This window comes from Williamsia sp. Y853 (genome assembly GCF_056786495.1).
Window position 1 is genome coordinate 1,681,606 of record NZ_JBXCJC010000001.1, and the last position, 25,234, is coordinate 1,706,839.

At 64.1% G+C, this 25,234-nt stretch carries 6 protein-coding genes; all 6 read left to right on the forward strand.

Going from position 1 to position 25,234, the window contains the following annotated elements; all coding sequences use genetic code 11:
* Positions 1 to 443: 443 nt before the first annotated feature.
* Positions 444 to 1,388, forward strand: coding sequence for a polysaccharide pyruvyl transferase family protein (locus AC1TPF_RS07905; RefSeq protein WP_482143389.1), 945 nt, complete (start codon positions 444 to 446; stop codon positions 1,386 to 1,388).
* Positions 1,389 to 1,453: 65 nt separating this feature from the next.
* Positions 1,454 to 2,827: a polysaccharide biosynthesis protein gene (locus AC1TPF_RS07910; RefSeq protein ID WP_482143390.1), complete on the forward strand. Its 1,374-nt coding sequence runs from the start codon at positions 1,454 to 1,456 to the stop codon at positions 2,825 to 2,827.
* 337 nt (positions 2,828 to 3,164) lie between these two features.
* Entirely contained in the window at positions 3,165 to 4,613 is a 1,449-nt protein-coding gene (locus AC1TPF_RS07915; RefSeq protein WP_482143392.1) for a tyrosine-protein kinase domain-containing protein, read from the forward strand.
* A complete protein-coding gene (locus AC1TPF_RS07920; protein ID WP_482143393.1) occupies positions 4,610 to 22,492 on the forward strand; it encodes an amino acid adenylation domain-containing protein in 17,883 nt (5,960 codons plus the stop codon). The genes AC1TPF_RS07915 and AC1TPF_RS07920 overlap by 4 nt, the downstream gene beginning before the upstream one ends.
* Positions 22,489 to 24,276: a DUF4012 domain-containing protein gene (locus tag AC1TPF_RS07925; protein ID WP_482143394.1), complete on the forward strand. Its 1,788-nt coding sequence runs from the start codon at positions 22,489 to 22,491 to the stop codon at positions 24,274 to 24,276. Before AC1TPF_RS07920 ends, AC1TPF_RS07925 begins: the two co-directional genes overlap by 4 nt.
* The gene (locus AC1TPF_RS07930; protein WP_482143396.1) at positions 24,269 to 25,204 is read left to right on the forward strand and encodes an ATP-binding cassette domain-containing protein; all 936 of its coding nucleotides are present in this window, start codon (positions 24,269 to 24,271) and stop codon (positions 25,202 to 25,204) included. Before AC1TPF_RS07925 ends, AC1TPF_RS07930 begins: the two co-directional genes overlap by 8 nt.
* Positions 25,205 to 25,234 lie beyond the last annotated feature (30 nt).

The following is a 25,234-nucleotide window of genomic DNA, read 5'->3' on the forward strand; positions in this document are numbered from 1 at the left end:
ACGGCTAGCTCAGTTGATGCGGACCAAAAACACCCTATTCTTTAGGGCAGCAAGTGTTCCGGTTGTTGTGGCTTACCGTGTGCTTTCTCTGAACGTGATTGGATTTGACATCCCGACCTCGACCCGCGTTGGCGGAGGCCTGGCAATCAAGCATGGCATCGGCCTCGTTGTTAACAATAGAGCGCATATAGGTGAAAACGTCACGCTCCGTCAATGTACGACGATTGGGGCGAAAGCTGTTGGTGACCCGCCGCGAATCGAGAGCTTCGTGGATATTGGCTCGAATTGCGTGGTGGTTGGATCCATCGTTATTGGTCCCCGCGCTGTAATTGGCGCTGGAAGCGTAGTTGTGCGGGATGTGCCAGCGGGAGACGTGGTTGCCGGCAACCCAGCAAAGAGTTTGAAGCGAACTGGCGTAACGCCTGCAGAAGAGGCCTGAAATAATGAACTATATCGATGGCATGCGGCAAGCTTCCGTAAGCGGATTCAATGCCCTTTTCCAAGATGTCGATGTGACATCGGGAATCTCGATGGTTGATTTCCCGGATTATCCGAATGTTGGGGATAGTGCAATCGCACTTGGGGCAATGACATACTTTGCCCAGGCTGGAATATCTCTTAACTCAACTATGTGTATTGGCTCTCTTTATCCGCCTCGAGTCAAGAAGAGTCGAGCGGTCTATATCAACGGCGGTGGTAACATCGCCGGATTCTTCGAGGGAATAGATAGTCACAGAAATGGTATCGCAGGGTTTCTGCCGAGTGGTGTCACCCTGATTCAGGGTCCGCAGTCGGTGTATTGGGCATCGGAAAGTGCTAGGTCGAAGTTTGTCGGTGAGTTTCTCAGTCGAGATGGGCTTCGGATGGGGGTTCGCGATCGGACATCGCTTGATCGCCTCGTTGGGGAATCCTTCGTGCCGACACTGATGCCGGATTCGGTGCACATGTTGGGCCATATTGATTCTCCCGCCCCCTCGCGTCCGTATGTGGTGCTTGCGCGCGGTGACCAAGAATCCAGCAATGGCGTCCGGCGGATCGAGTACATGGATTGGCTCAAGGATGACCGAGGGCTCGAGTTCGCTTCACGGGTGCGTTGGAAGTATCGGTATATGGGCAAGTTTGGAGATATTCTCAATCCTGGACCTGCCCGTTGGCGTTCTATTGCGGAAATGCGACTGAGCCGTGGCGTCGGAATGCTTGCAGCAGGTGAATCTGTTGTCACCGATCGGCTGCACGCCATGTTGATCGCGCTTCAGATGGGACGTCGTGTGGTGGCGGTCGACAACAATAACCAGAAGCTGAGTAACTATGCGAAGACCTGGTTCTCGGACTACAAAGTAGATGTCGAGTTCGCCGATTCAATCGAACAAGCGATTGAGTTGGTCTGACGTGAGTCTTGATATCTCAACGGGAATGCCCTTGCCGCATTTGGATCTAGGACGCGGGTTCTAATATGGCGGCACAGCTATGGGCATTCTTGGAGCGTGCGTTTCCCCGAGGCTCGGCAGCGGCACTGATGTTGTTATTGGCCTACTATTCGGATCCATTGCTGGTAGGCATCTATGGCACAGCGGTTGTTTGTTTGCTGCTGGTGCAATCAGCAGGAGATGGTGCGATTCGTCAGGTTGCAGTACTTGCGATAGGCGGCTCGTCCGGGCGAAGGTTCCTGAGACGCTATCAGCTGGTAGCGGCGATCTGCGGTGGGGCGGCCATGGTCGGTGTCGGTGCCGTCATGTTTTTGGTCTTTCGAGATCGTGTTCCGGCGACCAGCCTATTTGCACTATTTCTACTCGCGTTCATTCCGGTTCTTCAGGCTGCTAGAGTTGTGGCTCTCGCGACGCTGCAGTTGGCTGATCAGTGGCGACGTTTGGCCATGTATCAGTTAGTCGCAACGATGTCTGCGTTCGCGGTGGCCTTGGCAATTTTGGTGTCAACTCGGTCGCTCCTCGCTCCATGTATCCAAATGGTGCTGTCCGAGGCCATATTTGCTGTGGCATGCCTGTTAAGAGTGCGCTACTTGGCGGGTGACAAGGCTTCAGCCGAGCAGCGGCCACTCGCGGCGGTTGGAGTTTCGGCGGCAGCCGCCTATCCAGCTTCCAACGGGGTGGCAAACGCTGGAGGGACAAAGGTCGAAGAGCGCAGTCCTGGGCAAGAAGTTCGGGGAATCACAGCGCCGCGCCGTGAATTTTGGCATATGTCGCTGTATTCCGTACTCAGTTGGGGGCAATTTCAGTCCGATAGATTCTTAATGGCCTTTTTTGCTGGGCCGGCCGTACTCGGCGCATACTCGCTCGGGACTTCGGTCTCCCGCAGCGCTGGTGATGCTGCCGCTATGTCTTCGGCGAATATTCTTCGCTCCGCGCTTGCCAAGTCGAGCGAAGTGCGCGCGACTACGGACAGGATGGTCTCCCGTGGTCTTTGGGTTGTAGCGGTCGCGTCTTTGGTCTCGGTTGTCTTTGCTGAGTGTGTCGTGAAGAGGATTCTCGACACGGAATGGGATTCTGCGCTTGAAATCGTTCCGATTCTTGCTCTTGGCGCCATACCGGCGTATCTGACCTGGAGTATGACAGTGGTCCTCGTCACTGCGGGCCGAGCCCAAGTGGCTTTGCCGGCAAAAACTCTTGGCGTATGTCTGTCTATCGTGGTTGCTCTTGGAGCCACCCAGTCGCTGATTCTCGCATCGTCGTTGGCTGTGCTGAGAGAAGTGGTTGTCTGTGGTTTGACGTTCCTGCCGGCGCGTCGGCTTCTTCCGACGAGGAGTCTTTTGCTTTGCGTATCGGTATTCCTGGTGGGCGGAGTCGGTGTTTTGGCGTTGTTACTGATCTGATTTGATCTGTGATGACGTGGGATCGAAAATCTCGGACGGGCTCTGGCAAAAGGGTCCGACTTAGAGATTGCATGTTTGAGATACGTATTCGGCGAATTGAGATCTACGCAATTAGCATAGAATGCTGAGATGCATGTGCACCCTTTAGCCGCTACCCTGAGATTGCAAACGAATCGCTGCGGACTGCCGGTCAAGGGGTAGCGCTCGATGACCGAGAACGGTTTGACCGGACTTGGTGAGAGCCGCTGCGGCATCACCCTAAGTAAATCTGTCGACGATTGGAACCACGTTAATGATGGAAACTGCTCGCAGTGATCATTCACTCGGACGGGACTCGATGCGATCGGCATTGGGCGTGCTGCGAAAAGGCTGGATCGCAATACTTGCGGTGGCAATTGCCTGTGGTGCGCTCGGTCTGACGTACAGCCTCCTCCAGGATCCGATCTACAGGTCCACCGCTACGTTGTACGTAACTTCCGGTGCGGAGAACACCGCACAGTCTGCTTACCAAGGATCACTTGCGTCACAGCAGCGTGTCACCTCGTATACCAAGTTGGTGGACTCGGACGCAGTGCTGCGCATGGCCTTGGAGAACTCTGATTTAGATGTGTCAATGAGCATCGCGAAGTCGGCTCTCAGTGCTTCGACCACACCGGATACGGTGCTGATGAATGTTGCGGCGGAGAGTGTCAATGCCGACACAGCGGCCAATTTGGCGAATGTAGTGGCAACCTCGATGTCGCGGTATGTTCAGGAGCTCGAGACTCCGAGCGGCGGTGGAGCGCCTTTGGCCAAGCTGACTGTGGTCACCCCCGCCAGTGTGGCTACGGCGCCGATATCGCCTGATACGAAGAGAAATACTGCGTTAGCGCTGATTGTCGGATTGCTACTTGGCGTCTCAGCGGTTTTCGTGCGCGATCGATTCAACAATAAGGTTGGGTCGGAGGCTGAGTTGGCAGAGCTGTCGGGAGCCACGGTGCTCGCAGCGGTACCCTCCGACGACCTCCTTAAGAAGCAGGGGCTGATTGACTTCAGCTCTGGCGCAACGCTGGCGGCTGAGGCGTACAGAAAGCTTCGGACCAACCTTTCGTTTACCAGCGTGGACAATCCGTGTCGGCGGATTGTGGTTACGAGTGCCCTGGCCGCGGAGGGCAAGACCACTACTGCGATGAACCTTGCTGCAGCCTTGGCGGAGACGGGTAAAAAGGTCGTGCTGGTCGATGCCGATCTCCGTCGGCCGCAGGTTTACCACAGGACTGGTGGAATGGGAGACATCGGTTTCACCAACTTCCTGAAGGGCGACGGGTCGATAGCGGAGCTTTTGCAGCCGAGTGAGGTCGACGGGCTACAGATTCTCGCATCCGGCCCTCAACCCCCGAATCCCGCTGAGCTGCTTGGATCCAAGAAGGCTGGCCAGGGGATCGAGGAACTATCGGCGATGTTCGACTACGTGATTATCGATTCGCCTCCGCTACTGCCGGTAACGGACGCTGCAGTGTTGGCGCAGTGGGCCGACGGCGTGTTGTTGGTTGCCAGGGCGAATCAGTCACGCGTGCCTGATGTCACTTCGGCGATCGAGCAGATCCACGCCGTGAATGCGGAGTTGGTTGGCGTCGTGCTCACTGACGTCCCAACCCGCGGTGGCGCATACAAATACGGCTATTACTACACGTCATCTGACGTCATGAAGAAGCCCGGCTTCTTCGGCCGCTTCGGCAAGAAGCAGCAGAAGCATCAAGACATCGAAGTTGCTCTCGAGCCGGTGTCGCCCGGAAAACATAGGTGACAACGCGCCTCAACTCAGGTGAGGAGTGGGTCGTGGGCATGGTGGCTCGTCAGTCGTTGACCCGTGCACAGCAAGCGCTGTGGGCGGTTCAGCAGGCGATGCCACTGTGCCCGATCAACATTGCCGAATACATCGAACTGACGGGGTTCGTCGATGTCGATCTCCTCCGTACGGTGACCCAAGAGGTCGGCCGGCAGACCGGGATCGCTTTCACCCGGTTCGAGCAAACCGACAACGGTGTCGAGCAGGTCATCGACCGCGACCTGAGTGATCACATCACCGTGAAAGACCTTCGCGGTGAACCGAACCCGATGGCGGCCGCGCAGCAGTGGATGCGGGCTGACTACACCCGGCCGGTCGATTTGTTCGTTGATCGCCTGATGGCATCGGCGATTCTTCAGGTCGCCGATGACACGTGGTTGTACTACCAACGTGGGCACCACCTCGTCTTCGATGGGGCCGGCGCGTTTTCGATGTTGGAAATAGTCGCCGGCACCTACGGACGTCGTTTTGCCGCGGGCACGGCTGAGCCTGTTCCTTCGAGGGATCTGGCTGGACTGGCCCAGACAGACGTCGATTACCGATCTTCTCCTCGGTACCAGAAGGACCGCGAGTACTGGCGTCAACAGGTGGCCCAGCTCGCGCCTCCGGTTACGTTGTCGCACCGCGCCGGCCCACCGGAAGCCGGGCCTCTGCGTGTCTCCGGGATTGTTCCCCGTGAAACGGTGACCGCGTTGAAGCGCGCCGAGACATCGCTCCGGACAACGTTGCCGGTGATTGTTGCCGCAGCAGCCGCTGGATATCTTGCGCGCATAACCGGGCGGGACGAGATTGCGCTGAGCTTGCCGGTGGCCGCACGCACCACTGCGTTGCTTCGTAAAAGTTTCAGCACGGTCTCCAACGTTGTGCCACTGCCGACCGGGATCGGCGTCGGTACCACCCTCGCAGCCGCGGTCGGTTCGGCGCAGGGCGCGATGATGGGTGCCCTGCGGCACCAGCGCTTCCGGTTCGAAGACATGCTCGATCTGATGCCGGGCGACAACCCGCCACTGGCCGGTCGAGAGTTCGCCGGACCACTGCTGAACCTGATGCTGACAGTGGACGCGCTGCAGTTCGGTGACGCCACCGGATCGCTGCACATTCTGTCGACGAGCGCGGTCGACGACCTCGCGATCAACCTGTACCGCACCGGAAACCCGAGCGAGCCCGACGAGTTCAGATTTGACCTCGAAGCAAACCCGAACCGGTACAGCGATGAAGAGATTCGCGGCCACCACACCCGACTCCTGAACTTCGTGGCGACAGTCGCCGACGCGGCACTGCGCGAGTCGACTCAAACTTTCGACGATCTTGCGCTGATGGCGCCGGACGAACTCGGCCGCGTGCCGATCACGGCGCAGCCGGTCCCGGCCCCCGCAACACTTCGCGAACTTCTCGACACCGCCGCCGGCCGCTACGCTGCCCGGCCCGCCGTCCATTCTGGATCGGCCCACTGGAGCTACGCGGAACTGTCGTCGCGATCACGGCAGTTGGCCAACCAACTCAAGGCGCGGGGCGTAGTGCCGGGCACCACCGTCGCCATCGCCACGGGACGCGGACTCGATCAACTGCTCGCATTCTGGGCCGTGGCCCAGACCGGTGCGACGATCCTGCAGATCGACCCTGCGCACCCGCGCGAACGAATCAAAACCCTACTTGCGCAGTCTGATCCGATCATGGTCCTCACCACCAGTGGAGGTGTTGAGCCGGAACCCGGCGAGCACTGGTGGGCTCTGTCCGGCATTGACCTCACCGGTACCCCGGATTCACCGGTCGACCTGGAGCGTCCGTTGTCTGTCGACGACGTCGCCTACCTTGTCTACACCTCCGGCTCCACCGGAACCCCCAAAGGCGTGCAGGTCACCCACCGCGGCCTGGCCGCCCTGATGGAGCAGCAGCGTCTCCTTGGCGTCGATGAGTGGGCGCAGGTCTCGGGACTGGCATCTCCGGCCTTTGACGCCTCGGTCTTCGAGATCTTGCTCGCGGCGTCCGGCGGCGGCGCACTATGCCCGGCACCGACAGATGTTGTTGCAGGCAGGGAACTGGCGGACTTCCTTGTAGCCGGCTCGATCACCCACACGGTGATCACTCCCAGCGTGTTGGGCACGCTCGACCCCGAACAGCTGCCTACCAAGGTGTGTAGCACGCTGATGTTGGCCGGTGAGGCCTGCCCGCCCCACGTCGTGCGCCGATGGGGGAGTGGCCGCGATGTGTTCAATCTCTATGGCCCAGCCGAATCGACGATCATGGCCACGGCAACGGCACCTCTCTCAGCCGGCGATCAACGACCCGCGATCGGAACTCCGATCGCCGGGATGACGTGCTTTGTCCTCGATCATCGGCTGCGTCCGGTGCCGGGCGGTGTGGTTGGCGACCTCTATTTGGCGGGACCCGCACTGGCCCAAGGCTACGCAGACCAGTCATCGCTCACAGCAACGGCATTCGTGGCGAACCCGTGGACCGGCGGACGGATGTATCGCACCGGCGACCGCGTTCGCTGGGACGAGACCTTCTCGCAGCTTCACTACGTCGGGCGGAGCGACGACCAGGTCCAGGTTCGCGGAGTGCGCGTGGAACCGGGCGAGATCTCCATGGCCGCCCTGACCCATCCCGATGTCAGACAGGCCGCCGCAGTGGTGGTCGACACCGACCGTGGGACCCAGCTGGCGCTCTACATCGTCAGCACCTCAATTGATCGGCGCCTGCCCAAACGCGTTCGCAACCACATTGCCTCGCGGCTACCGACGTCGATGTGGCCTGCGCACATCGTGGTCCTGGACGCACTTCCCGTCACCACCACCGGCAAGCTGGATCGGGCTGCCCTTCCAGATCCCGATCTCGCGCAGGTCCGCCCGCATCGCGCGGCCGAAACGCTGACCGAAAAGTCTCTTGCACAGGCGATTGCCGAGGTGCTGGACGTTCGGGATCCGTCGATGCACGACGACGTTCTCGCGCTCGGTGGCTCGTCCCTCGATGCCACTCGCATTGCGGCACGGATCAGGGAGCTCACTGGTCGGTCTCTTGGCCTCCGGGACGTTCTCCAAGCCGCAGACCTTGCCGAATTGGCCGAGATCATCGACCGCACCGCCGTAGAAACGCGTCAGCTCAACGGAGTGATCGCCAGGGAAGAGCGCCCACCTGCCACCGCAGGTCAGGTGTCGCTCATTCTCGCCGACCGATTGCAACCCGGATCCACCGCCAATCATCTTGGCGCCGATATTGATCTGCGGGGACCACTGGACCGTAGCGCCTTCAGCGCCGCCGTCGCCGATGTGGTCGATCGACACGAAGCGTTGCGCACCATCATCCGGATGGAGACCGACGGGACCGCCTGGCAGGACGTGGTCGATCCCCGAGATGCCCTCGTTCCGATCCGTTTCGACTCGAATGATGGCTCTGCAGACCACTCGGATGATCTGATCGATCCGACTGTCCGCCCACCTCTGATCGTGCAGCTGACGACACTGGCGCCGGAGATGCACCGGTTGTCGGTTCGTACCCACCATGCCGCGGTGGACGGTTGGTCGCTGGGTGTCCTGACGGCTGATCTCGCAACCGCCTACCGTGCCCGTCTCGAGGGATCGGCACCGGTATGGGCGCCGACGACCCAGTACATCGATGCGGCCCGGGGCAGTGGCGTCGGTCCGGAAGTGGTTGCCGCGCAGCTCGAGCTGTGGAAGCAGCACCTGGCGGATCTGGCCCCCCGCCCGGGACTGCCCGCAGACTTGCCTGCCGCCGACATCCGAGATATCGCTCCGGCCGCCGTGGTGCGGCGCACCCTTGGTACATCGATGTCCTCTCTCCTCGCCGCGGCTGCCACTGAACGGGGTGTCAGTACGTTCGCGTGGCTGCACGCCTGCCTCGCCGTGACCATTGCGCGCTACACCGGTGCCGACGACTTCCTGATCGTGGTCCCGCAGGCCGGGCGCTCGGGGTCACACCTCGACAATGCCGTGGGGATGTACGTCAATCCGGTGGCTGTCCGGTCACGCATCGCCTTTGCAGGAACGTTCGAGGACGTCCTCGCCCAGTCGGCCGATGCGATCGGTTTCGCACTGAATTCTGCGGACGTCCCGCTCGGTGCGGTTGCGTCGACTGTGGAACCACGGCGCGACATCACCACAACGCCATTGTCCGACATCCTGCTGACCTACCAGAATCATCCACTCGGGCAATGGAATATCGATGGTCTCGAGATCGAGGTTCATCCTCGCGAGGCGGCGCACGCCCGGGTGGCGTTGCAGTGGATCGTCGACGAGACCACCGATGGACTGCGCATTGAGCTGACGTATCGCAGCGACCGGTTCAGCGCACCCATGGCCGCAGCTCTCTGCCATGCGTATACGACCGCCATCGCCCAGTCGCTGGCGGAGCCGAATGCGGCTCCTGCGCAGCTTGTTCCAGGAGCATCAACACCCATACCTGCGGTGACCTCGCCAACCGGAACGCTGGTGCACCGGATCCTGGGCGTGGCCGAGAAGACCCCTGACGCGCAGGCGCTGGTCTTCGGCGACGAGACGTACACGTATCGCGGGCTTGTCGATGCGGCACGGACGCTGGCTGCCGATCTGGTGCACGCCGGTGTGAACCGGGGTGACCTCGTGGCCGTAGCTCTGCCGCGGGATGCCAGGGCACTTGTTGCTCAGTTCGCGGTGATGTGGGCGGGTGCGGCATACGTGCCGGTCGATCCCGACTACCCGGAGCAGCGCATACTCGCCATCCTGGAGGATGCGCAGCCCCGCGCAGTGTTGGTGAGTTCGACTACGCGTCATCGTATTCCGGAAGAGTTGCGGATCATCGATGTCGACGATCGGGACCATCTCGGCGACGAGTCGCCTGAACTCGACGGCCTCACCGCCGACGACGGCGCCTACGTCATTTTCACGTCGGGTTCCACGGGTCGACCCAAAGGCGTTGCCGTCACGCATGGCAATGCCCTCGCGCTTTTGGATGCGTGCGAGCAGAGCTACCGCTTCACGGCCAGAGACGTGTTCAGCTGCACCCACTCCACGGCATTCGACGTCTCCGTCTTCGAGATCTTCGCCGCTTGGACCTCGGGTGCACAGGTCGTATTGATCGACCATCTGGCAGTCCGCGACCCGCAGTCGCTGTGGCCGTTGCTCCGTCGCCACGGTGTCACGATCCTGTCGCAGACGCCGTCGGCGTTCTATCCACTTGCGGCAGTGGGTGTCCGTGACGGTGACGCTGGACGGTTGCGGGCCGTGATCTTTGCCGGCGAGGCATTGCGACCGGGACGATTGGCAGACTGGCACAATATCTTTGGCGATCGCGTGCTGTTGTCGAACATGTACGGGATCACCGAGACCACCGTGCATCTGACCGCCGGTGCGGTGACCCCGACCGATCCACGCTCGCTGATCGGCGAACCACTCGCGGGCTCTGCGCTGCTGGTGCTGGATCGCGGTCTGCGACCCGTGCCGGCCGGTGTGTGGGGCGAGCTGTACGCGTGCGGGCCCCAGGTCACCCGCGGATATGTGGGTAGGCCGGATCTGACCGCGCAGCGATTCGTCGCTTGCCCCGCCGGCCTCGGTGGTGGCCGAATGTACCGAAGTGGCGACGTGGTCCGGCGGACCCTCGAAGGACGTCTCGAATACCGCGGACGCTCCGACCGGCAGGTCCAGGTCCGTGGACATCGGGTGGAGCCCGGCGATATCGCCGCGGGGCTGCAAGCGATTTCGGAAGTGGCCGAGGCCGAGGTGGTCATCCGCAACACCGAGTCGGCGGGCGGCGGAGACATCATCGGCTATGTCCGGCTCCACGACGAACCGCCGGCCGACCAGCATCCCGGCGAAGCGCATCTGCGGATGATGGCCCAGCGGTTGCTGCCTGCGTATCTCGTGCCCGCCCGCATCGTGGTGGTTCCGCGATGGCCGTTGAACGCCTCTGGCAAGCGCGACATCTCGGCGCTTCCGGAGCCGACAATCAGTCGTGCCGCGGTTGTTGCCGGTGCCGGTGACATCGACTCGCCGGTCCGCGCCGTGGTGGCCGAAGTGCTGGCCGTCGACGCCGACACGATCGATCCGACCGTCGGCTTGTTCGAGCTCGGTGCAAACTCGTTGTCCGCTATGCACATCGCTCTACTGCTGTCCGAGCGCACCGGGCGCGATGTCAGTGTTCGCACGGTGGCAGGCGCGGCAAGCATCGTTGACCTGCAGGCCGCGGTGGACGAGGCTCCTCTGCACACCGGCGGCCCTGCCCTCGGTGGCAACACAGCGCCGCCGCCACCGACACCTCAGCAACGGGCGCTGTGGGTGCTCAGCCGGATCGACGCGAGCAGTGCCGTCTACCACCTACCGGCGGTGATCGAACTCCCGGCAGATGCAACTCCGCGCTCAGCGGTCGACGCATTGATGGATGTGGTCGCTCGGCACGAGGTGCTGCGCACGGTTCTGAACGATCACGGCGGGCTCCCGCAGCCGCAGCTGTTGCCGCTCGACCAGATCCGAAATCGTTTGACCGGCATGCTGACGCCGCGTCCGCTGCCCGATTCTCATGCAGAGTCGAACCTCCGGTCGGAGGCGCGCAGGCCGTTCGACCTGACCACCGAGCTCCCGTGGCGTGGCGATCTGTTCGAGCCGGCGATTCCCGATTCCGGGCTTCGGTTGCTGCTCGTCGCGCATCACGTCGCGGTCGACGGCTGGTCGATGACGGTGCTCGCGCAAGACTTCGGTCAGGCGTTGGAGGCGCGGATCGCAGGTACCGCACCACGCTGGTCGGCGCCGGCCGCGCAGTACCGCGACCACGCGTGGCACACGATGCAATCGATGGGGACGCAGGAACATTCGACCGCGCGCCGTGACCGGATGCTCGATCACTGGTCAGTGGTGCTCGACGGCGCCCCTATCCATCTACCCTTGCCATTCCAGGCGTATCAGGGTCAGGTTCCGCGGGGACCCGAGCCCGCAGACTATCTCGACGTTGTCGTGTCGATCCAGACGCGAATGGCATTGCAGCACTTGGCTGTCAGCGAAGGCGCGAGTGTCTTCCATGTGCTGCACGCGGCGTTGGCGGCCACGATCGGCCAGTTCACCGGTACCGACGACATCATCATCGGGACACCGACGGCCGGCCGGACCACCGAGATGCTGTCGGCGGTCGGCATGTTCGTCCAGACCGTGCTGCTGCGCACCGATGCGCGGCCCGCGGCTTCTCTGCGTGCTGCCATCAATGCCAGCCATCAGGTGGTCGCCGACGCGGTGGACCACGCCGACGTCGCCTTCGAAGAGGTCAAAGAAAGACTGGCACCGCCACAGTCTCTCGGTTCGGACGCCTACCTCGATGTCCTGGTCGCGTATCAGCTCGCGCTGGGGACCCCGGCCGAGCGGGACTTGCCGATCACCCCGATCAGAGTCGGTCAGGCTCGCGTCCCGCTCGAGTTCACGATCACCGACCACGGTGACGGTGCGTCCATGGAGGTCACGCTCAGCTACGGCCTGTGGCACGTTGCTCCGGCCATGGCGCAGCGGTTGGCAGGCGCCTTCATCCGGACGATCGAGGCGATGGCAGCCGCAGCCGATCCGGCCGCTGTGACCATGCACCAACTGACCGCACCGGGAACTGCCGAGCTGGCCGATGCCCAGATACCGCCTGAGGCGGCGGCGGTCACCGACTTCGTAGATATCGCTGAAAGCATCGTGCTGCAAGCGGATGTGGCACCGGATGCGATCGCGATCGTCGACGCCCATGGCAGCACCACCTATGCCGCACTCGTCGAGCAGGCGTGCGCTATCGCAGGCGAGCTCGGCTCCCGGGGTGTGGGTCGCGGAGACCTCGTCGCGGTGATGGCGGACCGCAGCCGCGACACCATCGTGGCGATGGTCGGGGTTCTGCTGGTCGGTGCCGGCTACGTGCCTGTCGATCCCAACTACCCGGCAGAGCGGATCTCGACAATCCTGAGCGATTCGGATCCGGTGGCCGTGATCGGGCAGGCCCGGCACGCATCGATCACATCTGAGCTCAGGGACATCATCGACATCGCGGCAGTCGCGCCCTCCGAGGACGCGATGCGCGAACTCCAGGATCGGGATTCGGCACCGCTGCCACAGGATCCGGCGTACGTCATCTACACCTCTGGGTCCACGGGTAAACCCAAGGGCGTCATGGTGACCCGATCCAACATGACGAACCTGCTGCAGTCGGCGCTGTCTGCGATCGATGCGGCCCGTGGCGATGTGTGGACCTGGTTCCATTCGGCCGCGTTCGACTTCTCGGTATGGGAGATCTTCGGCCCACTGACATCAGGCGGACAGGTTGTGGTGGTCGACCACGACACCGCCCGGGAGCCTGCGGGTCTGGTCGACCTGCTGCGTCGCCATGGCGTGACGATCCTGAACCAGACACCGACGGCGTTCTCGCGCCTGCTGCAGCTGCCGGATGCGCCCCTGCCCGAGTCCGTCCGACTGGTGCTCTTCGGCGGCGAAGCGCTCGATCCGAAGGCGCTGGCGGACTGGCACTCCGGACATCCGGATGTGCGTTTGGTGAACATGTACGGAATCACCGAGACGACGGTGCACGCGTCGGTGACCGACGTCGATGTCACGGATGCGCGCAGCCTGATCGGGTCCGCGCTGCCCGGCCTGGGACTGATGGTCCTCGACCGGTACCTCCGGCCACAACCGGTGGGTGCCACCGGAGAGCTGTACGTCACCGGTCCGCAGGTCACCGCGGGTTACGCAAACATGCCGGGGCTCAGTGCAACCCGTTTCATCGCGGCGCCATGGGGGCCTGCCGGGACCCGGATGTACCGGACCGGCGATCTCGCGCGCTGGGTCGATGAGACCAACCTCGAATACCTCGGCCGCAGCGACGCGCAGCTCAAGATTCGTGGTCACCGCTTCGAGCCCGGCGAGATCACCGCGGTCCTGCGGTCCCAGCCGGGTGTCTCCGACGCAAAGGTGGTCCTACACAACCGCGATCGTGCGGGCGACGAGGTGTTGATCGGCTACGTCGTGGTCGATTCCGAGGATGTGTCCCAGGCCGGGCTCCGAACCGCTTGCGCCGCGGTCCTGCCTGCCCACCTCGTTCCGGCACGGGTGCAGATCGTCGAAGATTGGCCGACAACGTCCACCGGCAAGCTGGACGTCGCCCGCCTGCCCGCGCTCACCACGATCGAGGTCCGATTGCCTCTGCGCGGCGCCGAGGTCGGTGTCGCGGCTGCTGTCGCGCAGGTGCTCGACATCCCGGCAGCCGTCATCGGCCCGGACTCCAATTTCTTTGAATTGGGCGGCAATTCGCTGTCGGCGGCGAGGCTCTCGGCAGCGATCAGTGCCCTCACCGGTTCTGACCTCCCGGTCCGCGCGATCTTCGAACGTCCGACGATCGCCCTTCTGGCAACGGCTGTCGACGATGCCGGTGCTCACGCGTCCGTGCTCCCGATGGTGCACCCCGTGGCCCGGCCGAGACCAGAACGGCTACCGCTGACACCTCAGCAGCAGGCCCTCTGGTTGGACTGGCAGGTCGCCCCGGATCGCACCGACTACAACCTCGGTGGATTGATCTCGGTCGAGGATGTTCCCGCCGACCGGGTCGAGGCCCTGGTGCGGACGATGATCTGCAGGCACGAGGCCCTGCGCACCAGTTTCCCGGTGGATCAGGACGGTCCCTGGCAACAGCTCTGGGAGTCCGGTTCCATCGAGCTGGACCTGGCCACGCAAGTGGTCGCCGATCCGATCGCAGCGTTGTCCGAGCTTGACCGGCCATTCGATCTCACTGCAGAACTGCCATGGCGGGTGGCGTTGTTCGAGTCGCCGATGTACGGGATGCAACTCGCCGCGGTTGTTCATCACATCGCGGTCGATGGTGAGTCGATCCGGATAATGCAGCACGAGGCAGCGCGACTTGGTGCCGGAATCCCGCTGGTGTCACAGAAGCTCGGATACAGCGACTACGCGATCTGGTCCGGTGAGGTGCTCGCGCACAATGGTGAGATCTTGCGCCGTTATTGGGAAGGCGTGTTCGCCGAACCGGTGGCCAGGCCTCAATTGCCGGGTCTGCGGCAGGCGTCGGGCGACCCCGGACCCAGCTCGACGGCCGAGATCACCGTTGATCAGGCGAGATACTGGCAACTGCGAGAACAGGCGCAGGCACACCACAGTTCACCGTTCATGGTCATCCATGCTGCGTTGGCGGTCCTGCTCGCCAGACTCGGCGACGAACCGGATGTGGTCATCGGTACCGTCGCCGCCGGCCGGGATGTCCCCGACTTCGTCCACACGGTCGGCATGCTTGCGCGGACGGTCCTGTTGCGCACGGCCATCGATATCGAGAAGCCCTTCTCGGCGATCTTGCGTCAGGTCACCCGCACCGATCTCGACAGTTTTGCGCACGCCGCGTACCCCGCAGGCGCGGTTGCCGCGCTCGCAGATCCGGATCACGGCCGTGGCTCCGGTCCGATCGTCGATGTGTTCCTGGCCGATTTGGGTGAGGCACCCGAGGAGGTGCTGCGCAGCGGAACCGAAGAGCCACAAGCACGTTTCGGCCTGGATCTGATGATCGTCGAGGTTGACGGAACCCTGCAGATCCGGCTTGCGTACGCGACCTCGCGCATGGATGCCGCAGACGCCGAACTGTTCATGGGCCGCTTCGCGGACCTTCTGTTTGCGGTACTCGACGACCCGGACTCCGCACCGGCCCGTCACCTGGTCGGAACCGTAGAAGAGTTCGAGCGACCACCTGCGTACGTGCGCGGAGCCACCCTGCCGGAACTGTTGCAGCGCAAGGTGTCCTCTGATCCGATGGCCATCGCATGTGAGGACGGTGACTGGCTGCTGAGCTACCGGGATCTGGACTCGGCCAGCACCACCGCGGCCAGGGCACTGATCGCACGTGGCATGGGGCCCGGTGATGTGGTGGCGATCTGCGCGGCGCGGTCGATGTGGTCGGTGATCGCCACATGGGCGGTCGCCAAGACCGGCGCAGCCTTCGTCACCCTGGGTGTCGGCGACCCAGAGGCCCGTCAGACTGCCATGGCTACCGCGGCCGGGGTAACGCTCGGCGTGCACGGACCGCAGCAGCGACCCTCGCCCGGCATTGACTGGATCGACCTGGTGGAGATCGTTGCGGCACCGGCTGGTTCGGCCGGACCGCTGCCCTTCGATGCCGGTGAGCGGGTGCGTCCGATCATGCCCGCGGACGTGGCCTACATCATCTTCACCTCGGGATCCACCGGAGAACCGAAGGGCGTCAGCGTCACTCACGCCGGACTTGCGGCCTTGGTCGACGCCGTGGTCGAACACACCGGACTGACGCCGTCGAGTCGGGTGTTGCACAACTACGCCACCAGTTTCGATGCGCATCTCATCGAACTCATCCCCGCCTTCGCCGTCGGGGCAACTGTTGTTGTCTGTCCGCCCGAGGTCATCGGTGGCAGCGAACTCGGTGACCTGCTCGAACGTAAGTCGATCAGCACCTTCTTCTCGACACCGGCGGTGATGGCAACCATCGATCCGGAGCACATCAGTGCAGTGAGAGTTGTTGCGACCGGCGGCGAATCGCTGTCTGCGGCAGTTGCGCAGCGCTGGGCCCCCGGGCGCCGGATCGTCAACTTCTACGGCCCCACCGAGGCGACGATCGCGGTGACCGTCAACCCGTCCGTCGTTGCCGACGCGGTGATCCCGATCGGTCGATCGATGGCCGCGGCCACCGCTTACGTTCTCGACAATAGATTGCGGCCGGTTCCGCGCGGTGTTGTCGGCGAACTGTATCTGGCCGGCGGCGCCCTGGCCCGCGGCTACGTGGGGTCGGGTGCGATCACCGCAGGCCGGTTCGTCGCGAATCCGTTCGGAGTCCTCGGTTCGCGGATGTACCGAACCGGTGACCTGGTGCACCGCAATGTTTCCGGCGAGATCGTGGTGCACGGACGTAGCGATGAGCAGATCAAGATCCGCGGTATTCGGCTGGAGCCGATCGAGATCGATGCGGCCCTCATGTCGCTCCCCGGGGTCGAACGCGCCACAACCGGGATCTCGTCGGTTGGCGCACAGCCGGTGCTGGCGTCGTGGCTGATCGCCGACCCCGACCACCCCTGTGACGTCCAGGACGTGCGCGAGGGATTGCGGGAGATCCTGCCTGCCACCCACATACCCACCTACATCACTGTTGTCGATCATTTCCCGATGACACCGAGCGGCAAACTCGACCGGCGGGCCCTTCCGGCTCCGGCTCCTGCAGATCACGCTGTGACGCCGCCGCAGACACCGACCGAGATCCTCGTCGCGGCCGTGTGGGCCGAGGTCCTGGAGCTATCGGTGACCACGATCGGACGGCAGAGCGAGTTCTTTGCCGGCGGCGGCACCTCGCTCTCGGCCAGTCGGGTGGCAGGAAGACTGCGGCAACAGACCCGCCGCGACGTGAGCGTTCGGCAGGTGCTCGATTCACGAACCCTCGCCGACCTTGCCGGGGCCATCGACGTGTTACCGGCTGTGCTGCCGGACGACGAGGCGCCGCGGCATCTGCCGGTACCCGCCGATCTGGGCCTGGCCTATCCGCAGCAGCGGCTTTGGGTACTCAACCGGATCGACCCGACCTCGACGGCATACCTGATTCCGTTGGTGCTGCGACTCGAGGGTGATCTGGACACCGCGCGCTTGGCCGACGCGGTCACCGCGATCCAGCGCAAGCATGGCAGCCTGCGCACCACGTATCCGCAAACTCCGCTTGGGCCAAGGCAGCTCATCGGGGATCCGGCGTACGTGGTGGCTCCACCGGTGCGCCGGGTGCTCGGCGCGGATGTTCCACAGCGGATCATCGACCTGGTCACCGCACCGTTCGACCTCACCAGCGAACCAGGTTTCCGCGGCGAGATACTGGTCAGCGGTGAGCGCGAGACCTGGCTGGTCATCACCCTTCACCACGTCGCCGCCGATGGGTGGTCGATGCCGCTGCTGGTCTCCGACCTTGTCGGCGCGTACATGGGAAATGCCGTTACCGCAGCGGAATTGACGTATGCCGACTTCGCCCAGTGGCAGAGTGCTCGGCTGGGTGGGCCGTCCGATCCCGCCAGCCGGTATGCGACGCAGATTGCGTTCTGGCAACGGGAACTCTCGGGCATCACCGGACCAGTTCGTCTGCCCGGCCGGATATCTGACAATGCGGCGTGGGGCACAGGGGGAGCGGTCCACGCGTCGATCGATGCGGCGACGCTCGGGAACCTCACCGGCGTTGGGCAGTCGGAATCGGCCACCCTGTTCCACGTTGCGCACACTGCTCTGACCGCGCTGCTCGCACAGCACACCGGCGATCGTGACCTGGTTGTCGGAGTCCCTGTGCTCGGACGCGAAGACCCGGCTTGGGAGTCGGTGGTGGGGATGTTCGTCAACACCCTGCCGCTGCGCACGACCATTGACCTCGAAGCGCCCGTCCGGGAGGCGCTGCGTCGAGTGCGGAACACTGACCTGACGGCCCATGCCCACGCCGATGTGCCCTATGACGCGGTGGCTCGCGCTGTGTCCGCCGGAGCGGATGTCGCTGGTACAGATCCGCTGATCTCCGTTCTCCTGGTGCATCAGGAGGCCCTGGGCGGCCTGCCGGCCGGCGGACTGTCGTTGCCCGGAGTGGATGTTGAAATCATCTCGGACACAGCAGGTCTCGTTGCGCCCAAGTATGACATCGAGGTGGTTCTCGCGTCCGGTTCCGATGGGGGACTCGACATCACCCTGGTGCACGGTCCGGCGATACCCGAAGACCTGGCCGCCGAACTCATCTCCCAGTATCGGGAGTTGTTGTGCGCGATCAGCATCGCGCCGGATCAACCGTTCCCGATGCTGCACACTGCCGTGAACCGCATCGGGGCCGGTAGTGGTGGAGTCGTCGAAGGGGAGGTCATCGCGGCTGCGCCGAGTACGGCTGTGCCCGTCGACGCGAACCCGGAGCTCGAACGGATTGTCACCACAGCGATGGCGACGGTTCTCGACGTCCCCGTCGAGGCCATCGGACGGGACAGCAGCTTTTTCGACCTCGGTGGTAGCTCTCTGTCGGCCACGCAGGTGGTCGCCATCATCGGTGAGTTGACGGCCACCGCGGTACCGGTGCGGCATGTGTTCGCTGCGCCGTCTCCCGCCGCCTTGGCCGCACTCCTGGCAGGCGCGGAAGATGCCGACGCCGAACAACTCCCGCCATTGACAGGTCCGGGTGCACCGCCGAACGTGGGTGCGGTCCCACTCTCGCCGGCGCAGAACCGGCTGTGGCTGGTGCAACAGATACTGCCCGAGCGCCCGCTCTATGCGGTGCCGGTGATGGTCGGCGTACCGCCGGGTGCGGATGCCCATGGCGCCTGGCGAGCGGTGGCGCAGAGGCACACACCTCTGCGCACGTTCTACCCCGAGGTGGACGGCGTGCCGGTGCAGGTGACGCTCGAGGAAACCCCGGAGGTTGTCGAACTCGGTGACCGTGAGGTGACCGAGGTTGTCGGCACCCTGCTCGCGACGCCGTTCGAGCTGACATCGTCGGTACCGGTGCGGGTGGCTCTGGTCGAGCAATCCGGATATCGATTCCTGTTGATCGTGGCCCATCACATCGCGATGGACGGCCAATCGGCCGCGGTCCTGAGTCGTGACCTCGACGCGGTGATGGCGGGAGAAACGTTGTCGCCGTTGCCGGTCGACTACGGGCAGGTCGCGCGATGGCAGAACTTGGTCACCAGCACGCGCCGTGAGGCGATGCTGAAGTTCTGGGAGCAGACGTTGACCGGTTACCCGGGAACCCTGGAAATGCCCGACTGCGCACCCCGTGATCCACAGCGGTCCCTGGCCACCGCGACGGTCTCTGTCCCGGTTGAAGGAGACATCGCCGACGAGGTCTCCCGGACCGCCCGCCGACTCGGGGTCAGCGAGTTCCACGTCTATCACGCGGCACTGGCTCTCACGCTCTCGATCGCCTGCGGCACCGACGATGTCGCGGTCGGCACCCCGGTGTCGCTGCGACGGCATCCAGAGACAGCAGACATGATCGGCATGTTCGTCTCGACGGTGACGCTGCGGACCACCCTGCATACGGGGATGACCACCGCGGACCTGATCAACCTCGTCCGTGACACCGACCTGGCCGCACTGGATCACGCCCTGCTCCCGTTCGACGAGGTGGTCGCGCAACAGGATCCGATCCGGGAGATGGGTCGGCACCCGATCGTCCAGGTGACACTGGCGGTGAACGACGAACCCGGCGGGCAGGTCCCCGACGAACTGAGCCCCACGTCCGAGTTCGACCTCCAGGTGACGGTCGGCCGCGATGCCGCGATGTTCACCCACGCCAGCGCCCTGTACGACAAACGGGCCATCGAGACCCTCGCGTTGCGCTGGAAAGTCGCTCTGCAACTCGTGGTCTCCGACGACAACCCGTCACTTGAGACCGCCGATTTGCGGACCGAGGAAGAATGCGCCGGCCGCCTGCACCGCAGCACCAGTGGGCCCGCACTGACCCTGGGCGAGATGCTGCAGGCGTCGGTGCTGCGTCACCCGAACAAGGTGGCCGTGGACGACGGGACCAGAACTCAGACCTACGCCGAACTCGACCGGTGGTCGTCGTCACTGGCAGCCGAATTGGCCGCGGCCGGGGTGCGCGCGGGTGATCCGGTGGCAATGATGTTGCCGCGCAGCATCGAATCGGTGGTGGCCTTCTGGGCGATCGCCCGCCTGGGTGCCGTCTACGTCCCCGTCGATCCGCGGTATCCGGCCGAACGTATCGCGCGGATGCTGACGGCGAGCGGCACCCAGGTGACCATCGCATCCCACACTGCACCGCAGTACACCCGCGCCATGATCGCGGTACCCGACCCGCGGACCCCCGCACAGTCGGCGGTGGACTGGGTGCCGGTGACCCCGGGCCATCCGGCCTATCTGCTGTTCACCTCGGGGACCACCGGTGTGCCGAACGGTGTGGTGGTATCTCACCGTGGACTGCGGAGTCTGGTGGAGCCCACGGTGTTCACGGCGAATCCGCAGGAGCGGATCGCGCACATGGCCAGCCCCAGCTTCGATGCATCGATCATGGAAATGGTGTGGGCGTTCGGGTACGGCGTGACGCTCGTGGTGGTCCGTGCCGACGATGCCGGCGGCCGCAGTCTCACCGAGCAACTCCGGTGGCTTACCGTCGACCAGGCCATCATCACCCCCTCGGTCCTGGCCACCCTCGACGAGACCGCGTTGCCGCGGCTCCACACGATCTACGTCGGTGGTGAGGCCTGCCCGCCGGAACTGGTCTCCCGGTGGAGCGATGGCCACACCATGATCAACGGGTACGGTCCCACGGAGACAACGGTTATCGGAACCTCCCATGGACCCATGCAGGCGGATACCTCCACCATCATCGGTCGGGGCCTACCCGACATGAGGACCCATGTGCTCGACGCGCACCTGCGTCCGACACCGGATGGCGCGCTCGGAGAGCTGTACTTCACCGGTCCGGGGCTGGCCGTCGGCTACCACGGGGACACACCGCTGACGGCTTCGCGCTTCGTCGCCGCCGCGGACGGCCAACGGATGTACCGCACCGGGGATCTGGTGCGCCGGTTGCAAAGTGGTGACCTCGAATACCACGGCCGGGCCGATCGTCAGGTCAAGATCCGCGGCCAGCGGATCGAGCTGGCCGAGGTCGACGCGGCTCTGGTGGCGGCCGGCGCCCGGACCGCGCTGACCGTGCTGCGCCCCGGACCCGCCGGCCCGGTTCTGGTTTCCTACGTGACCGTGCACGAGGGTGTCGAGGCAACGCCCGAGCACTTCCTGGATTCGCTCGTGGCGATGTTGCCGCATCACCTCGTCCCGGCGGCGATCGTGCCGATGGTCGAACTCCCGCGCACGCCCGTGGGCAAACTCGACACCGCTGCACTGCCGGAACCGGTCTGGTCCGTGGCCGGGGGCGCACCGCGCACCGACACCGAGGCAGCTGTGGTCGAGGTGTTCCGGGAGGTCCTCGGCAACCCGGAGTTGGGGATCTACGACGATTTCTTCGCCGTTGGCGGTAACTCGCTGCTGTTGGCCGCGGCGGCCGCGGCGCTCACCACCCGTCTCGCCCGACCGGTACCGGCTGCGGTGCTGTTCGCGCAATCGACGCCGGCGGCACTGGCCGCTGCCCTCGATGACTATGTGAACATGACGGCCGGACTCGATGCGGTCGTGGAACTCTCGCCGGGTGGCGTGGGTACACCACTGTGGTGCATCCATCCGGTGAGCGGACTGGTGGGCGACTACCGGCCCCTGGGGCAGACACTGTCGGTCCCGGTCCGGGGTCTGCAGATGCCGGGCCTGGACGATCCCACGGCACCACACCTGCTCTCGATCGAGGCAATGGCAGCGCACCACGCCAAAACCATCCGCCGCTCGCAGGCCGCGGGCCCGTACCGACTGCTCGGTTGGTCGCTCGGGGCGGTCCTGGTCCACGAGGTGACCCGGCAACTGACGGCCGACGGTGAGACCGTCGAGTTGCTGGTGCTCCTCGACCCCCGGCTGGATCCCGGCACCGAGCGGGGTGCCGATATCGATGAGTCGCTCGAACGGTCGCTGCGTGCCATCGACCCCGAGCGGTTCGAGCAGTACCGGATACGCTGTGCCGAGTCGGTCGCCGCGGCGATCGCGTACCAGCCGAGGCCGGTCACGGCGGAGACGACCGTGTTTGTTGCCGCAGAGGACAATCCGAACCCGGCGGAATGGCAGTCGCTGGTCGCCGGACCGATGACCCTCGAAGAGGTGCCGGTGGTACACCACGCAATGGGTGCCCCCGATGCGATGGCGATGATTGCGGAACTGGTGAACCGCCATCTGCCGACGGATCGAGAAACAGACTCCGGCGAGACATCGCCGCACGACGAAGTGAGCAGGAGAACCAGGTGACCGACGTAGTACCGGAAGACCCCACTGCCGAGCCGAAGTCGCGTCGACTTCGATGGTGGATCGGTGGCGGGCTCACGGTCCTGGTGCTCCTGATGCTGGCCGGGCTGTACCTCGGTTACCTGGCCTTGAAGGCCAAGGACTCCATCGACTCGGCGCGTGGACACGTCACGACTGCACAGCGTGCCTTTCTTGCCGGTGATACGGACAAGGCGGCGACATCTGCAGAAGCGGCCGTGAATGCCGCCGGCGAAGCCAAAGGCGATGCGCACAATGTGGTTTGGTCGGCGGCAGCGGCGATCCCCTGGCTGGGGGAACCGCTGAAGTCGGTACAGGAGATGACCGAGTCTGTGGATGCGCTTGCCACCGATGTGTTGGCACCGACCATGCAGCTCGCCGATGTCATCAGCCCGGACAATCTCCGGACGGAGGACAGTGCAATCAACACCGCCGCCCTGGCGCAGGCGCAGCCAGAGTTGGCGCGTATCGCCGATCGTGCCGAGGCGGTTCTGGCGGATGTGGAAGGCACCGACGGCACCTGGTTGGGCACCGTGTCCGATGCGCGGACGCAGTTGCTCGAACAGCTCACGGAGTCGGCCAGGTTCATCCGCGGAACCGACACCGCCGCCAGGCTGCTGCCACCGATGCTGGGTGCCAATGGCGAACGCAACTACTTCTTCGGATTCCAGACCCCGGCCGAATCCCGTGCAACAGGTGGTCTGCTCGGTGGTTACGGCGTGGTCAGTGCGCGCGATGGTCGTGTCAATGTCGACGATCTGGGTGCAAACTCGGAGATCGGCAAGCCGGACAAGCCCGCCGACCTCGGCGAGGAGTACGACTACAACTACGGCATCAACCGGCCGTACTTCGATGACCGGAACAGCAACATCAGTGCCCACTTCCCGTATGCAGCCCAGATCTGGATGTCCATGTGGGAGCAGCAGTCCGGGACGCAGCTCGATGGTGCGGTTGCGATCGACCCGGTGGCGCTGAGCTACCTGCTCGATGCGACCGGTCCGATCACCTTGGCCGACGGGCAGGAGGTGAGCGGCGACAACGTCGTCGAGCTCACCCTGTCGACGTCGTATGTGCGGTTCGCCGATGACAACGCAGCCCGCAAGGCCTACCTGCAGGAGATCGCTCAGATGGCGGTCTCCAAGGTCTCGGCGTTGCGTGGCAACACATCGAAAGTGCTGGAGGCCCTTGGCCGTTCAGTCCACGAGCAGCGGATCATGGTCTACAGCGCCGATGCGGGTGAACAGCAACTGCTGACCGAGGCCGGGCTGGCACACGAGGTCGCCGAAACCGAGGCGCCCTACGCGAATGTTCTGGTGGGCAACTTGTCCGGCAACAAGATCGACTATTACCTCGAGCGGGAGATCAGCTACCGGGCCGGGAGTTGTGACAGTGACCAGCGCACCTCGACCGTCGAGGTGAAGCTGACCAACGCACTGACCGATATGAGCTTGCCGCCGTACGTGATCGGTAGCCTCGGCAATCCGCAGCTGAAACTACCAAACGGTACGAACTACTCGGCCGTCACGCTCTACGGCACCACCGGGGCCACCATCGACGGAGTCACGGTTGATGGTCAGGCAATGTTGTACTCCACCGGGACCGAGCTCGGCCATCCGATTGCGACCGCACAGGTGAAGATTCCGGCAGGCAAGACGGTGACCGTCTCCTACGAGCTGACCGAACCGACGTCCGCCGGTCCGGCCGTTGTGCCCGTGCAGCCGCTCGTCAAGGATGCGGAGGTGCGTGTTGACGTCCCTACCTGTGAGTGAGAACGCGATCGAGGTCTCTGATCTGCGGATGCACTATCGCGGTGTAGACGCCCTCAAGGGAATCGACCTTGTGGTACCCGCGGGCACCGTGATGGGTTTGCTCGGCCCCAATGGCGCGGGCAAGACCACCACAGTCCGGATCATCGGAACCCTGCTCAAGCCGACCAGTGGGTCGGTACGCATCAACGGCGTCGACGGACTGGCCCATGCTCATCGGGCGCGCAGCCTCATGGGCCTGTCCGGGCAGAACGCCGCGGTCGACGACAATCTGACCGGACAGGAGAATCTGGTGATGATCGGCCGGCTGTCCGGCCTCGGCCGGCGTAGAGCGGTGGTGCGGGCGCGAGAGCTGTTGGAGCAGTTCAACATCGCCAAAGCCGGTGCCCGCCGGGTGGGAACCTACTCCGGTGGTATGCGTCGGCGGATCGACCTCGCCGGTGCCATCATCATCCGGCCGCCGGTGTTGTTACTCGATGAACCCACGGCGAGTCTGGACCCCATCAGTCGGACCGAATTATGGTCGGAGGTAAGGGATTTAGTCGGCGCGGGTACCAGCGTCCTGCTGACCACGCAGTATCTGGAAGAGGCTGATCAGCTGGCCGATGCGGTGACCGTCATCGTCGGGGGAGAAGTGGTGGCCCGCGGCACCCCCGCAGAACTGAAGGCGACACTGCGGACCGCGCAGGTTCGCCTGCACCTGTCGACCGCGGACAACGCAGAGGCCGCCCGTGAGATCGTCTCGCGGCTGGACGGCGCATCCGGCGTCGGCGTCGAGGGAACCGCTCTGACGTTCTCGGCGGCCGACGCGGGGCCCCAGATGGCCCGCGCGATCTCGATGCTGGCCACCGCGGGCATCGACGTCGATGACGCCGTGACCTCCGAACCAACATTGGACGATGTGTTCGTATCTCTGGCAGGTCGCTCGTGACCGACCTGCAGCCCGCGACTGAAACGAAGC

Excerpts from the sequence above, each read along its gene's own strand:
- AC1TPF_RS07905 (WP_482143389.1), top strand. The coding sequence starts at position 444 with ATGAACTATATCGATGGCATGCGGCAAGCTTCCGTAAGCGGATTCAAT.
- AC1TPF_RS07910 (WP_482143390.1), top strand. The coding sequence starts at position 1,454 with ATGGCGGCACAGCTATGGGCATTCTTGGAGCGTGCGTTTCCCCGAGGC.
- AC1TPF_RS07915 (WP_482143392.1), top strand. The coding sequence starts at position 3,165 with ATGCGATCGGCATTGGGCGTGCTGCGAAAAGGCTGGATCGCAATACTT.